Genomic DNA, 13,535 nt, shown 5'->3' on the forward strand with positions numbered 1-13,535 from the left:
TGATTGGCTGTGATGAGCCTGTGGGACCGTACCGGTTGCCGCCGCGTTTATCCACACTCAGGACAAAGTTCGTTCGATTGCGGTCATACCTATTGGCGTACCGCGCAAAGAGGTCTAGCTTCCTTGGCGCTGCTGCCGTGACCGAGGAGGTGCCCATGCCCTTAAGAGGGTTGAGCGCGAGAAGAAAAGGGTGGGCGGCGTGCGCCACCGCCGCCTTCGTCGCCGCGGGACTGCTGGCCGGCCCTGCCGCCAGTGCACGTCCGGCGCCGGACCCATCCCTGACAACGATGTCGATCAAGTCGCCGCCCGGCGGCGCCAACGTACGGGTGCTGATCTTCTACGGTTCCGCCGCGGCCGGGGACGAGTCCCCGGTCGTGAACGCCGGCATCTCGGCCATCGAGCGGATCGGTCTCTCCGGGCCTGCCAAGGAGCAGTTCACGGTCGAGGCCACGGACAACGCCAACGTCTTCACCAACGAGAAGAAGCTCGGCCGCTTCAACGCGGTCGTGTTCCTGACCGGCGGCGGCGATGTCCTGACTCCCGCTCAGGAGGCTGGCCTGGAGGCGTACATGGAGGCCGGCGGCGGGTTCGTCGGTGTCCACGACACGGCCCGCGCGGAGCCGTACTCGGACTGGTTCACCGGTCTGGTCGGCGCCCGTCCGGCCGCCGGCAGTCCGGCCAAGGTCCAGCGGGCCACGGTCGAGGTCGGTGACCGGCGGCATCCGGCCACCAAGGACCTGCCGCTGGAGTGGAAGCGCCCCGACGAGTGGCTGAACTGGCAGAAGAACCCGTCCGGTGAGGTCCACACCGTGGCCAGGGTGCGCGAGTCGACGTACGCGCCCGGAACGGGCGCCAACGGGGCGGACCATCCGGTCAGCTGGTGCCGGGACTACGACGGCGGCCGGTCGTTCTACACCGGCATGGGCGGCACGGTGTCGTCGTACGACGAGACCGACTTCCGCACCCATCTGCGCGGCGCCCTGATGTGGACGACCCGGCTGTCGCAGGCCGACTGCAAGGCGACCATCAACGCCAACTACAAGGCCGAGCGGCTCACCGACCCCAACCAGCCCGGCCAGAACGACCAGATCGGCGAACCGCACGGCCTGGTCACCGCGCCCGACGGCCGCGTCTTCTACATCGGCCGCGGCGGCGCGGACTCCTCCCAGCCGGTGGTGACCGACTGGAACGACCCGAACGTCGGCAAGGGCACGGGCGAGATCCACGTCTGGGACCCGAAGACCGACAAGGTCACCCTCGCGGGCGCGCTGACCGTCTTCGGCAACAAGGGCGGCGGCGACGAGCTGACCAAGGTCGAGGAGGGCCTGCTCGGCATCGAGCTGGACCCGAGGTTCGAGGAGAACGGGTGGGTGTACCTGCACTACACCCCGCACTCCCAGATCAACCGGGACACGCACATGGCCGAGCGGCGGGTCTCCCGCTTCACCCTCGACCCGGCCACCAACAAGCTGGATCTGGGCAGCGAGAAGGTGCTGCTCAAGTGGCCGGTGCAGATCCACAGCTGCTGCCACGCGGGCGGCGGGATGGCCTGGGACTCCAAGGGGAACCTGTACATCGCCACCGGTGACAACAACTCCAGCGGTTTCAGCGACGGTTACTCCGGCAACAACCCGCAGCCCAACTTCAAGGGCGTGTCCTTCGCCGACGCGCGCCGCACCGCCGGAAACACCAACAACCTCAACGGCAAGATCCTGCGCATCCACCCGGAGCCGGACGGGACGTACACGCTCCCGGAGGGCAACCTCTTCACCGGCAAGGAGACCGCCGAGGGCGGCGGCAAGACGCGGGGCGAGATCTACGTGATGGGTGTGCGCAACCCGGCGCGCATCTCCGTCGACAAGAAGACCGACACCCTGTACGCGGGCTGGGTCGGCCCGGACGCCGGTGCTCCGTCGCCGACGTGGGGTCCGGCCAAGTACGACACGTTCGCCACCATCACCAAGGCGAGCAACCGCGGCTGGCCGTACTGCATGGGCAACAAGCAGCCGTACCGGGACCGGAACCTGCCGGACCCCTCGAAGCCGCTGGGCTGGTACGACTGCGACCACCCGAAGAACGAGTCGCCGAACAACGACGGCCTGGTCAACCTGCCGCCGGTGACCGGCAACAACATCTGGTACTCGCCGCAGGGCGGCGGCCCCGACTACCCGCGCGACGAGAACGGCGTCCCGTCGTACGAGCAGGACGAGGCCACCTACCGGCTGCCCTGGCTCAAGGGCGGCGGCCAGGCGGCGATGAACGGCCCGCTCTACCGCTACGACGCCGACAGCACCAGTGACACCAAGTGGCCCGCGTACTGGGACGGCAAGTGGTTCGTCGGTGACTTCTACGACGCCGACCAGCCGCGCAACGCGGTGCTGATGGACCCGAAGACGCAGGGCGACGGCGGTCTGCCGGTGCACTCGGAGTCCCTGAAGAAGATCGTGCCGATCGGCAACGACGGCATCAAGAACCTGATGGGCTGGAAGTTCGGCCCGGACGGCGCGCTGTACGTCCTGGACTACGGCCGCGGCTTCTTCACCTCGGACTCCAAGTCGGCCCTGTGGCGGGTCACCTACGAGGGCGGCGGCCCGACGCCGGCCGCCAACCAGCTGGCGAGGGGGACCGAGTGATACGCCAACGAAGAATGTGGGCCGCGCTGCTGGCCGGCCTGCTGATGGTGCTCGGACTGCAGGCGACGTCCGCCTCCGGGCAGCCCGCGAAGGCACCCGCCGCGGCCGCCGCCGACCAGGTGCTCACCTGGACGGCCGGTGACGACATCACCAAGTACACGTCGGCGCCCGAGACGGCGGTGGCCGGTCCGGCCACGATCGTCTTCGAGAACAGTGAGGCCACCGGCAACACCACCGGCATGCCGCACACGCTGACGTTCATGACCAGCGATCCCGCGTACAACCAGGACGTGCAGCTGAACATCCTGGCCAACCCGAACGACGCGGAGGGCGGCAAGCACACCGCCGAGGTCACCCTCACCCCCGGCAAGTACATGTACCACTGCACGATCCCGGGCCACGGCCAGATGACCGGCGTGCTCGTGGTCACCGAGGGTGGCGGCGGCGAGGACACCACGGCGCCCGCGACCTCGGCCGAGGTGGGCGGCACGCAGAACGCCGACGGCGCGTACGTCGGTTCCGCGACCGTGAGCATCGCCGCCACCGACGAGGGCGGCTCGGGCGTGGAGCGGATCGAGTACGCGATCGGTGCCGACGGCGCCTGGCAGCCGTACACCACGCCGGTCGTCGTCGACCAGGTCGGTGAACACGTGGTGCGTTACCGGGCGTTCGACAAGGCGGGCAACGCCGCCGAGGAGAAGAGCGTCACGTTCGCCGTGGCCGCGCCGGACACCGACGACACGACCGCGCCGGAGACCTCGGCGACGGTCAGCGGGGAGAAGAACGCGGACGGTGCCTACATCGACATGGCGACGGTGACCGTCACCGCCTCCGACACCGGTTCCGGCGTCAACACCATCGAGTACGCGGTCGGCGACGGCGCCTGGACGGCGTACACCGGGCCGGTCATGGTGCACGAGGTCGGCGAGCACACCGTGCGCTACCGGGCCACCGACAAGGCGGGCAACGTCGCCGCGGAGAAGAGCGTCGCCTTCACCGTGGCCGCCGCTCCCCCGCAGGACACCACCCCGCCGGTGACCGGCGCGACCGTGGACGGCACCAAGAACTCCGACGGCGCCTACGTCGGCAGCGCGAAGGTGACCGTGAACGCCGCGGACGAGGGCGGTTCCGGCGTCGCCGGTGTGGAGTACTCGCTGGACGCCGGGCCCTACCTGGCGTACACCGACCCGGTGGTCGTGGACCGGGTGGGCCGGCACACCGTGGCGTACCGGGCCAGCGACAAGGCGGGCAACACCTCCGAGCCGCTGACCGTGAGCTTCTCGGTGGTGGCGGGCCAGGTGCCGCCGCCGCCCTGCCCGGAGTACGACGAGCGCCAGACGGTGATCGTCGGCACGGTCGACTCGGGGGTGCCGAACCGGGTGACCAACAACCGGTGCCGGATCAACGAGATGATCGAGGACGAGAAGGAGTGGACGTCCCAGGCGCTGTTCCTCAAGCACGTCCGTGAGGTCATGGACGGCCTCCTGGACGAGGGCGTCGTCGACAAGCGGGAGTACCGGGCGATCAACAAGGCCGCCAAGCAGTCGAAGATCGGGCTGCCCGGCCAGACCGAGGGCTACCGCACGATCCTCGACGGCACCCAGGACTCCTTCGCCAAGTGGGAGCAGGTGGGCGGCGGTTCGTTCGGGCTGAACCCGGACGGGTCGATCACGTCCAGCACCGGCACGCCCGGCATGGGCATGCTGTGGTTCCCCGAGCGCAAGTACGGCGACTTCTCGCTGAAGCTCCAGTGGCGGGACGACGCGGCGGGTACGGCGAACACCAACGGCGGCGTCTTCGTGCGCTTCCCGCAGGTGCACGACCACCCGGAGGAGTCCCGGCCGGAGTGGGTCGCCATCAAGTACGGGCACGAGGTGCAGGTGTTCGACAGCCCGACCGGCGACATGTACAAGACGGGTTCCCTCTACGGCTTCGACCGGGTCGGCCTGGCCGGCGCGGGCGTGACGGAGAAGGGCACCTGGAACGACTACGAGATCCGGGTGGTGGACCAGCACTACTCGGTCTACCGCAACGGCGTGCTGATCAACGAGTTCGACAACTTCGGCGGCCAGACCTTCTACCCCGAGCGCTCGGACGACCCGGGCACCGACGGGCGGCGGTTCGCCTCCGGCTACATCGGACTCCAGGTGCACAGCACCTCGGACGTGGTCTCGTACCGCGACGTCCGGATCAAGGACCTCTAGGGGTCCGCGTCGTGGCTCAGTCCGGGCCGGGAGCCTTCTTCCTGGCCCGGCTGGGCTGGACCCGGCTCGGCTCGCCCGGCATCTTCGGATACTCGGGTGGGTACGGCAGATCACCGAGCCCGTGGTCGTGCTCGTCCTTCGTCGCCAGCTCCAGCAGCGCGTCGAGGGAGTACCTCGTGTCGTCCATGCCCGCGTGCACGTCGCCGAGTTCGGCGAAGCGCGCGGGCATGGTCGTGATGTCGAAGTCCTGCGGGTGCGCGACGCCCACCTCGTCCCAGGTCAGCGGGGCGGAGACGGGCGCCTTGGGGCGGGGCCGCACGGAGTAGGCGGAGGCGATGGTGCGGTCGCGCGCGGTCTGGTTGTAGTCGATGAAGATGCGCTCGCCGCGCTCCTCCTTCCACCACTTGATGGTGACCCGCTCGGGCATCCGCCGTTCCATCTCGCGGCCGACGGCGATGGCGGCGCGCCGCACCTGGGTGAAGGTCCAGCGCGGCTCGATCGACACGAAGACGTGGATGCCGCGCCCGCCGGACGTCTTGGGCCAGCCACGCAGCCCGCCGAACTCCTCCAGCACCGCGCGCAGTTCGTGGGCGGCGCGGGCGGCGTCGTCGTAATCCGTCCCGGGCTGCGGATCGAGGTCGATGCGCAGTTCGTCGGGGTGGTCGACGTCGTCGCGGCGCACCGGCCAGGGGTGGAAGGTGAGGGTGCCGTACTGGGCGGCCCACAGCACGGCCGCCTCCTCGGTGGGGCACATCTCGTCGGCGCTGCGCCCGCTGGGGAAGGTGATGTGCGCGGTCGGGATCCAGTCGGGCATCCCCTTGGGCGCGCGCTTCTGGTAGAACCACTCGCCGGTGATGCCGTCCGGGTACCGCTGCAGGGTGGTGGGCCGGTCGCGCAGCGCACGCAGGACGCCGGGGGCGACGGCCTGGTAGTACCGGGCCACGTCCAGCTTGGTGTACCCGCACTCCGGGAAGAACACCTTCCCCGGGCTGGACAGCCGCACACTCCGCCCGCCCGCCTCCAGCTCCACCGCTTCCGCCATGCGAGCCACGGTAGGCGCAGCACGGGGGCTTCGCATATCAGGCGTCCCGGGGCGAGGGCGTACAGAATCGGAGCATGGACCTGCCCGTCATGCCGCCCGTGAAGCCGATGCTCGCCAAGTCCGTGGCGAAGATCCCGCCGGGGATGCACTACGAGGCGAAGTGGGACGGGTTCCGGGCGGTCGTGTACCGCGACGGGGACGAGGTGGAGCTGGGGAGCCGGACGGGCAAGCCGCTGACCAGGTATTTCCCGGAGCTGGTGGCGGCGGTGCGGGAGCGGCTGCCCGAGCGGTGCGTGGTGGACGGGGAGATCGTCATCGCGCGGGACGGGCACCTGGACTTCGACGCGCTCACCGAGCGGATCCATCCGGCCGACTCCCGGGTGCGGACGCTCGCGGAGCGCACCCCTGCCTCGCTGGTCGTCTTCGACCTGCTGGCGCTGGACGACGCGTCCCTGCTCGACGTGGGGCTGGCCGACCGGCGGGCGCTGCTGGTGCGGGCGCTGGGCGGAGTGACGCCGCCGGTGCACGTGGCGCCGGCGACGGACGACATCGAGGTGGCCCGGCGGTGGTTCGAGCAGTACGAGGGGGCGGGGCTCGACGGCGTCGTCGCCAAGCCGCTCGATCTGCGCTACCGGCAGGACGAGCGGGCCATGTACAAGATCAAGCACGAGCGGACGGCGGACGTGGTCGTCGCCGGGTACCGCTTCCACAAGAGCGGGCCCGTGGTCGGCTCGCTGCTGCTGGGGCTGTACGACGACCGGGGGACCCTCCAGCACGTGGGGGTGTGCGCCGCCTTCACGATGAAGCGCCGGGCCGAGCTGGTGGAGGAGCTGGAGCCGCTGCGCATGGACGACGCCCGGGGGCATCCGTGGGCCGCCTGGGCCGAGGAGGCGGCGCACGAGTCGGCGCGGCTGCCCGGCGCGCCGAGCCGCTGGTCGGGCAAGAAGGACCTGTCCTGGGTGCCGCTGCGTCCCGAGCGGGTCGTCGAGGTGGCGTACGACCACATGGAGAACGGGGCGCGCTTTCGGCACACGGCCCGCTTCCGCCGCTGGCGCCCGGACCGGACCCCCGAGAGCTGCACCTACGCGCAGCTGGAGGAGCCGGTCCGCTACGACCTGGCGGAGATCCTCGGCGGGCCCTGACGCACGCGGTGGACCCTACGGCTGCATCAGGATCTTGACCGCGCCGTCCCGCTTCTTCTGGAACATCTCGTACGCGTGCGGCGCGTCCGCCAGCGGCACCCGGTGGGTGGCGAAGCCGTCGACGCCGAGCGGGTCGTCGTCGGTCAGGTACGGGACGATCTCGTCGCTCCAGCGACGTACGTTGGCCTGGCCCATGCGCAGCTGGATCTGCTTGTCGAACATGGTGAGCATCGGCATGGGGTCGGCCATGCCGCCGTACACGCCGGACAGCGAGATGGTGCCGCCGCGGCGCACCAGGTCGATCGCGGTGTAGAGGGCGGCGAGCCGGTCGATGCTGAACCGCTCCGCCAGCGGCCCGCCGATCGCCCGGGGCATCACCGCGGCGGCCTGCTGCACCAGCTTGGCCACGGCGCCGCCGTGCGCCTCGGTGCCGACCGCGTCGATCACGGCGTCGGGGCCGCGACCGCCCGTCCGGTCCTGGATCGCCGAGACGAGTTCCTTCTCGTTGTCGAAGGACCGCAGGTCGAAGGTCTCCACGCCCCGTTCTCGGGCCCGCTCCAGCCGCTCCGGCACGAGGTCCACGCCGAACACCTTGTCGACCCCCTTGAGGCGGGCGATCCGGCACGCCATGTCGCCGATCGGGCCGAGGCCCAGTACGGCGAGGCTGCCGCCCTGCGGGACGGCGGCGTACTCGACCGCCTGCCAGGCGGTGGGCAGCACGTCGGAGAGGTAGACGAAGCGGTCGTCGGCCGGGCCCTCGGGCACCTTGATCGGGCCGAACTGGGCTTGCGGCACGCGCAGGTACTCGGCCTGACCACCGGGGATCGCGCCGTACAGACGGGTGTAGCCGAACAGCGGGGCGCCCATGCCCTCGCCGGTGACCTGGGTGGTCTCGCACTGGGTCGGCAGCCCGGTGTCGCACATGTAGCAGTGGCCGCACGCGATCTGGAACGGCACCACCACCCGGTCGCCGGGCTTCAGGTTGGTCACCTCCGGACCGACCTCCTCGACGATGCCCATCGGCTCGTGGCCGAGGATGTCGCCCGGTGTCATGAACGGCGTGAGCACTTCGTACAGGTGCAGGTCGGAGCCGCACAGCCCGGAGGACGTGACGCGGATGACGGCGTCCGTCGGCTCCTGGATCTTCGGGTCGGGCACCTCCTCCACCCGCACGTCCCGCTTGCCCTGCCACGTCACTGCCTTCATCGCCCGCGCTCCCTCCGTCGCCGTGCGCGTCGGTTCTGCGTGCCCGCCGGGTACCCCGGGGCTCCCGTCGCCGAACCCGGCGGTCTTTTCGGCCGAACAGCGGATTATCTGCCCCGTTCCGTGCGCCGTATCGGATTCATTCAGGTATGGCACTAAATCCTTCAAGAAGCGCACAATCGATGACACAGGATGGGTGGACGGATGGCCGGAATGCGAAGAGGAACGCGCAGGGGGCGGTGCGCCGCACTGCTGACGGCGGCGGTGGCGGTCTCGCTGGGCGCGGCGGGCTGCACGGCGGGGCCCGGCGCGAAGGAGGACGGACGGGCGTCGCACGCGCCGCGACCGGAGCGGTCGCACAGCGCCGCCCCCGCTTCCGGACCGGTGCTCGCCGTGAAGGTGGACAACGTGCGCGGGGCCCGCCCGCAGACGGGCCTGGAGGACGCGGACGTCGTCTACGCCGAGCCCGTGGAGGCGGGACTGAGCCGGCTGATGGCGATCTACGCCACCGAGCTGCCCGAGTCGGTGGGGCCGGTGCGCAGCGCCCGCGAGTCCGACCTGGAGCTGCTCGGCCAGTTCGACCGGCCGGTGCTGGCGTTCTCCGGGGCGCAGAGCAAACTGCTGCCGATCATCGACAAGGCGCCGCTGCGCGCGGAGCCGGCGAGCGAGGATTCCGACGCCTACGTCCGCGCCGGGGACCGGCAGGCCCCGCACAACCTCTACCTGCGACCGGACGAACTGCTGGGGAAGCCGTCGGGGGCCACGGCCCTCACCACCGGGTTCACCTACGGCAAGGCTCCCGCGGGCGGCCGGGCGGAGTCCTCGCACACGGTGCGCTACCCCTCGGCGAGCTTCGCCTTCACCTGGTCCGACAGCCGGGACCGGTGGCTGGTCTCCATGGACGGCAGCCCGGCCCGCACGGCCGACGGCGGGCGGCTGGCACCGGCCACCGTCGTCGTGCAGCACGTGACGGTGCGCGAGTCGGACTTCCGCGACTTCCGCGGCAGCAATTCGCCCTACGTCGAGTCGGTGGGCTCGGGCGAGGCGGAGGTGCTGCGCGACGGGCGGGCGTACGACGCGACCTGGAAGCGCGGGGCGGCCGCGGACGGCACGACCTTCACCACCGAGGACGGCAAGCCGCTGAACTTCGCCGAGGGCCAGGTCTGGGTCGTCTTCGCCTGGCACTCCTGACGGGGAAACCCACGGTCAGCCCGGCGCCACCGCCGGCTCGGCCGGGTTGCGGAGCCCCTCCGCGGCGTCCGCGACCCGGCGGATCAGGTCGATGAACACCGCCTGCTCGTCGGCGGCGAGCGGGGCCAGGAACACCTGGTTCATCCGGGCGATGCGCACGCCCAGCCTGCGGTGGACGCGCAGCCCCTCGTCGGTGAGCCGGAGCAGGGACCGGCGGCCGTCCTGCGGGTCGCGGACCTTGTCGAGCAGCCCGCGGCGGCCGAGCCGGCTGACCACCTCCGCGATGGTGGACCGGTCCAGGCCCACCCGCTCCCCCACGGTGCGCTGGTCGAGCCCCGGCTCTGCGACGAGGGCGTTGAGGACGGCGTACTGCGGCGAGGTGGTCTCCTCGGAGACCATCGTGTTCCACAGCAGGTAGTGCGCCTGCTGCAGCCGCCGGGCCAGGTGGCCGGGGTGGGTGGCCAGATCGACCGCTGCCATGTGCACTCCCGTGGTCACTTTCGTAGGTGCACTGACGATACATGGCACCGCGTACCGGCATCCGGGAACGCCTCACACGATCTACCACGCATTTTGCGGGTCTTGACGCCCCGCCCGTCCGGTGGCAGCGTGTGGGCAATCTCGCTGGAATACTCAGTGCCCTGACTATCTGCTTCCGGGGCACACGGAAGAGATGGGGCTCCTCGGATGGACAAGGTGGTGGCCACGGCCGGTGCGGCGGTGGCCGACGTGGCCGACGGCGCGTCGCTCGCGGTGGGCGGCTTCGGGCTGAGCGGTGTGCCGAACGTGCTGATCCAGGCGCTGTACGAGCGCGGGACCGGCGGACTGTCGGTGGTCTCCAACAACTGCGGGGCGATGGAGTCCGGGCTGGCCGTCCTGCTGGCCGCCGGGCGCATCGCCCGGGTGACCGGGTCCTACATCGGCGCGAACAAGGAGTTCGCGCGCCAGTACCTCGGCGGGGAACTGGAGGTGGAGATGATCCCCCAGGGCACCCTGGCCGAGCGGCTGCGGGCCGGTGGCGCGGGCATCCCCGCCTTCTACACGCCCGCCGGGGTCGGCACCCAGGTCGCCGACGGCGGGCTGCCGTGGCGGTACGACGGGTCGGGCGGGGTCGCGCTGGCCTCGCCGCCGAAGGAGGTCCGCGAGTTCGACGGGACGGAGTACGTGCTGGAGCGCGGGATCCGCACGGACTTCGCGCTGGTCCGCGCGGCCAAGGGCGACCGGCACGGCAACCTGGTCTTCGCCAAGTCCTCCCGGAACTTCAACCCGCTGGCCGCGATGGCCGGCCGGGTGACGATCGCCGAGGTGGAGGAGCTGGTCGAGCCCGGCGCGATCGACCCGGACGCGGTGCACCTGCCGGGGATCTTCGTCCAGCGGGTGGTGGCGCTCACCCCGGAGCAGGCCACCGACAAGAAGATAGAGCGGCGTACGATTTCCGCGCCTCCGGCACGAGGGACGGTGACTTCCTGATGCCCTGGACGCGTGAACAGATGGCCGCGCGGGCCGCGCTGGAGCTGGCGGACGGCCAGTACGTCAACCTCGGCATCGGCCTGCCCACCCTGATCCCGAACTACCTCCCCGAGGGCGTCGAGGTCACCCTGGAGTCGGAGAACGGCATCCTGGGCACCGGCCGGTACCCCACCGAGGCCGAGGTGGACCCCGACCTGATCAACGCGGGCAAGGAGACGGTCACGGTACGGCCGGGCGCCGCCTTCTTCGACTCGGCCCTGTCCTTCGGCATGATCCGGGGCGGGCACATCGACGTGGCGGTGCTCGGCGCGATGCAGGTCTCCGCCTCCGGCGACCTCGCGAACTGGGCGATCCCGGGCAAGATGATCACCGGGATCGGCGGCGCGATGGACCTCGTCCACGGCGCCCGCACCGTCATCGTGGTCATGACTCACACCGCCAAGGACGGCTCCCCCAAGATCCTCGAGGAGTGCGCCCTGCCGCTCACCGGCAAGGCGTGCGTCAACCGCGTCATCACCGACCTCGGCGTCCTCGACGTCACCGACGACGGCCTGGTCCTGGTGGGGACCGCGCCGGGCGTGGACGTCGACGAGGTCGTCGCCAGGACCGATGCCAAGCTCGTCGTCGCGAAGAGCGCGGAGGGGATGAAGTGAAGGACGTCTACATCGTCGACGCGGTGCGCACCCCGTTCGGCAAGTACAACGGAGGCCTGTCGGGCGTGCGCCCGGACGACCTGGCCGCGCACGCGATCCGTGAACTCCTCGGCCGTACGCCCGGCCTGGACCCGTCCCGGATCGACGACGTGTACTTCGGCAACGCCAACGGTGCCGGTGAGGAGAACCGCAACGTCGCCCGCATGGCCGCCCTGCTGGCCGGACTGCCCACCACCGTCCCCGGCGTCACGGTGAACCGGCTGTGCGCCTCCGGCCTCGAAGCGGTGATCCAGGCCGCCCGTGCCATCGCGGTCGGCGACGCCTCGGTCGCGCTCGCGGGCGGCGTGGAGTCGATGACCCGGGCGCCGTACGTGCTGCCCAAGTCGGACCGGCCCTTCCCCGCCGGGCACACCGAGATGTACTCGACCACCCTGGGCTGGCGCATGGTCAACCCGGCGATGGACCCGCAGTGGACGATCCCGCTCGGCGAGTCGGCGGAGCTGATCGCCGACAAGCACGGGATCACCCGCGAGCAGCAGGACGAGTACGCCCTCGGCTCCCACCACAAGGCCGCCCGTGCCCAGGCCGACGGCCTGTTCGACGCCGAGCTGGCGCCCGTCCCGGTGCCGCGCCGCAAGGGCGACCCGGTGGACTTCGCCGCCGACGAGTGCGTACGCCCGGACGCCTCGCCGGAGGCGATGGCGAAGCTCGGGCCGTCCTTCCGGCAGACCGACGGGACGGTGACCGCCGGGAACGCCTCGCCGCTCAACGACGGTGCCGCCGCGCTGCTCCTGGTCGACGAGGAGGGCCTGCGGGCCACCGGGCGAGAGCCTCTGGCCCGTGTCTCGGCGACCGGCGTCTCGGCGACCGACCCGCAGTACTTCGGCCTCGCCCCCGTCGAGGCCGTGAACCGCGCGCTGGCCAGGGCCGGCCGGAGCTTCGCCGACCTGGACGTGCTCGAACTCAACGAGGCCTTCGCCGCCCAGGTGCTGGGCTGTGTCGCCGAGTGGCCCGAGTTCGACCCCGCGGTCCTCAACCCGCAGGGCGGCGCCATCGCCCTCGGCCACCCGCTCGGCGCCTCCGGCGCCCGCCTCGCCGGCACCGTCGCCCACCAGCTCGCCCGCAAGGGGAGCGGCACCGGCATCGCCACCCTCTGCATCGGCGTCGGCCAGGGCCTCGCCCTGGTCCTCGACCGCTAGTCACCCCAGGGACTCCCCCATGACTCTCACCCAGCACGACATCGACGCGGAGATCGCGGCCGAGCACGCCGCCTACGAGAAGCGGGTCGCCGACGGCGCGCCCGTCGAGCACCACCCGCGCCGCGACTACGCCCCGTACCGCTCCTCGGTGCTGCGCCACCCGAAGCAGCCGCCGATCGCCATCGACGTCACCAAGGACCCGGAGCTGGTGGAGCTGGCCTCGCCCGCCTTCGGGGAGCGGGACATCACCGACGTCGACAACGACCTGACCCGGCAGCACACCGGTGAGCCGATCGGCGAGCGCATCACCGTCTCGGGCCGTCTCCTGGACCGCGCCGGGAAGCCGGTCCGCGGGCAGCTCGTGGAGATCTGGCAGGCCAACTCGGCCGGACGGTACGCGCACCAGCGCGAGCAGCACGACGCGCCGCTCGACCCGAACTTCACCGGCGTGGGCCGCACCCTCTCCGACGACGACGGCTGCTACCGCTTCACCACCGTGCAGCCCGGCCCCTACCCGTGGCGCAACCACGTCAACGCCTGGCGCCCCGCGCACATCCACTTCTCCGTGTTCGGCTCGGCGTTCACCCAGCGCCTGGTCACGCAGATGTACTTCCCGAACGACCCGCTGTTCCCGTACGACCCGATCCTGCAGTCGGTGACGGACGACGCCGCGCGGCAGCGGCTGATCGCGACCTACGACCACAGCCTGTCCGTGCCGGAGTTCTCGCTCGGCTACCACTGGGACATCGTGCTCGACGGCCCGAACGCCACCTGGATCGAAGAAGGACGCTGACCCGC

General features: G+C 71.1%; 11 protein-coding genes. 8 read left to right on the forward strand and 3 right to left on the reverse strand.

The features are described 5' to 3' along the window. Positions 1–155: 155 nt before the first annotated feature. Both Sru02f_RS24865 and Sru02f_RS24870 read left to right on the forward strand, forming a co-directional pair. The gene (locus Sru02f_RS24865) at positions 156–2,633 is read left to right on the forward strand and encodes a ThuA domain-containing protein (protein ID WP_174854952.1); all 2,478 of its coding nucleotides are present in this window, start codon (positions 156–158) and stop codon (positions 2,631–2,633) included. Between the two features lie 14 nt (positions 2,634–2,647). Further along, positions 2,648–4,837, forward strand: a complete 2,190-nt coding sequence (locus Sru02f_RS24870) for an OmpL47-type beta-barrel domain-containing protein (protein WP_109028661.1) — start codon at positions 2,648–2,650, stop codon at positions 4,835–4,837. Between the two features lie 16 nt (positions 4,838–4,853). On the opposite strand, the gene ligD is transcribed toward Sru02f_RS24870, so the two are convergent. Beyond that, positions 4,854–5,879: a non-homologous end-joining DNA ligase gene (gene ligD, locus Sru02f_RS24875; protein WP_109028660.1), complete on the reverse strand. Its 1,026-nt coding sequence runs from the start codon at positions 5,877–5,879 to the stop codon at positions 4,854–4,856. Between the two features lie 74 nt (positions 5,880–5,953). On the opposite strand from ligD, the gene Sru02f_RS24880 reads away from it, so the two are divergent. After that, positions 5,954–7,021, forward strand: a complete 1,068-nt coding sequence (locus Sru02f_RS24880) for an ATP-dependent DNA ligase (protein WP_109028659.1) — start codon at positions 5,954–5,956, stop codon at positions 7,019–7,021. Between the two features lie 15 nt (positions 7,022–7,036). Here Sru02f_RS24880 and Sru02f_RS24885 read toward each other — a convergent pair whose 3' ends face one another. Beyond that, complete coding sequence (locus Sru02f_RS24885) at positions 7,037–8,227, reverse strand: zinc-dependent alcohol dehydrogenase (RefSeq protein WP_109028658.1); 1,191 nt, start codon at positions 8,225–8,227, stop codon at positions 7,037–7,039. A 210-nt stretch (positions 8,228–8,437) separates the two neighbouring features. On the opposite strand from Sru02f_RS24885, the gene Sru02f_RS24890 reads away from it, so the two are divergent. Beyond that, positions 8,438–9,415 (forward strand): DUF3048 domain-containing protein, encoded by a 978-nt coding sequence (locus Sru02f_RS24890; protein ID WP_109028977.1) that lies wholly within the window; start codon positions 8,438–8,440, stop codon positions 9,413–9,415. Between the two features lie 15 nt (positions 9,416–9,430). Here the strand turns inward: Sru02f_RS24890 and Sru02f_RS24895 are convergent, their stop codons facing one another. After that, positions 9,431–9,895, reverse strand: coding sequence for a MarR family winged helix-turn-helix transcriptional regulator (locus Sru02f_RS24895; protein ID WP_109028657.1), 465 nt, complete (start codon positions 9,893–9,895; stop codon positions 9,431–9,433). 207 nt (positions 9,896–10,102) lie between these two features. Here Sru02f_RS24895 and Sru02f_RS24900 point away from each other — a divergent pair, with 207 nt between their 5' ends. The 4 genes from Sru02f_RS24900 to pcaH are packed head-to-tail and all read left to right on the forward strand — an operon-like array spanning position 10,103 to position 13,530. Then, on the forward strand, positions 10,103–10,885 hold the full coding sequence (locus Sru02f_RS24900; protein ID WP_109028656.1) for a CoA transferase subunit A: 783 nt from the start codon (positions 10,103–10,105) through the stop codon (positions 10,883–10,885). After that, a complete protein-coding gene (locus Sru02f_RS24905) occupies positions 10,885–11,538 on the forward strand; it encodes a CoA transferase subunit B (protein WP_109028655.1) in 654 nt (217 codons plus the stop codon). The genes Sru02f_RS24900 and Sru02f_RS24905 overlap by 1 nt, the downstream gene beginning before the upstream one ends. Next, entirely contained in the window at positions 11,535–12,737 is a 1,203-nt protein-coding gene (locus Sru02f_RS24910) for a thiolase family protein (RefSeq protein ID WP_109028654.1), read from the forward strand. Before Sru02f_RS24905 ends, Sru02f_RS24910 begins: the two co-directional genes overlap by 4 nt. A 19-nt stretch (positions 12,738–12,756) precedes the next feature. Then, positions 12,757–13,530, forward strand: coding sequence for a protocatechuate 3,4-dioxygenase subunit beta (pcaH, locus tag Sru02f_RS24915; protein ID WP_109028653.1), 774 nt, complete (start codon positions 12,757–12,759; stop codon positions 13,528–13,530). The last annotated feature ends 5 nt before the right edge of the window (positions 13,531–13,535 follow it).

Source organism: Streptomyces rubrogriseus (assembly GCF_027947575.1).
GTDB lineage: Bacteria > Actinomycetota > Actinomycetes > Streptomycetales > Streptomycetaceae > Streptomyces > Streptomyces rubrogriseus.

Coding starts and splice junctions, on each gene's coding strand:
- Sru02f_RS24865 (WP_174854952.1), top strand. CDS start 156: ATGCCCTTAAGAGGGTTGAGCGCGAGAAGAAAAGGGTGGGCGGCGTGC.
- Sru02f_RS24880 (WP_109028659.1), top strand. CDS start 5,954: ATGGACCTGCCCGTCATGCCGCCCGTGAAGCCGATGCTCGCCAAGTCC.
- Sru02f_RS24895 (WP_109028657.1), bottom strand. CDS start 9,895: ATGGCAGCGGTCGATCTGGCCACCCACCCCGGCCACCTGGCCCGGCGG.
- Sru02f_RS24870 (WP_109028661.1), top strand. CDS start 2,648: ATGTGGGCCGCGCTGCTGGCCGGCCTGCTGATGGTGCTCGGACTGCAG.
- Sru02f_RS24890 (WP_109028977.1), top strand. CDS start 8,438: ATGCGAAGAGGAACGCGCAGGGGGCGGTGCGCCGCACTGCTGACGGCG.
- ligD (WP_109028660.1), bottom strand. CDS start 5,879: ATGGCGGAAGCGGTGGAGCTGGAGGCGGGCGGGCGGAGTGTGCGGCTG.
- Sru02f_RS24885 (WP_109028658.1), bottom strand. CDS start 8,227: ATGAAGGCAGTGACGTGGCAGGGCAAGCGGGACGTGCGGGTGGAGGAG.
- pcaH (WP_109028653.1), top strand. CDS start 12,757: ATGACTCTCACCCAGCACGACATCGACGCGGAGATCGCGGCCGAGCAC.
- Sru02f_RS24900 (WP_109028656.1), top strand. CDS start 10,103: ATGGACAAGGTGGTGGCCACGGCCGGTGCGGCGGTGGCCGACGTGGCC.
- Sru02f_RS24905 (WP_109028655.1), top strand. CDS start 10,885: ATGCCCTGGACGCGTGAACAGATGGCCGCGCGGGCCGCGCTGGAGCTG.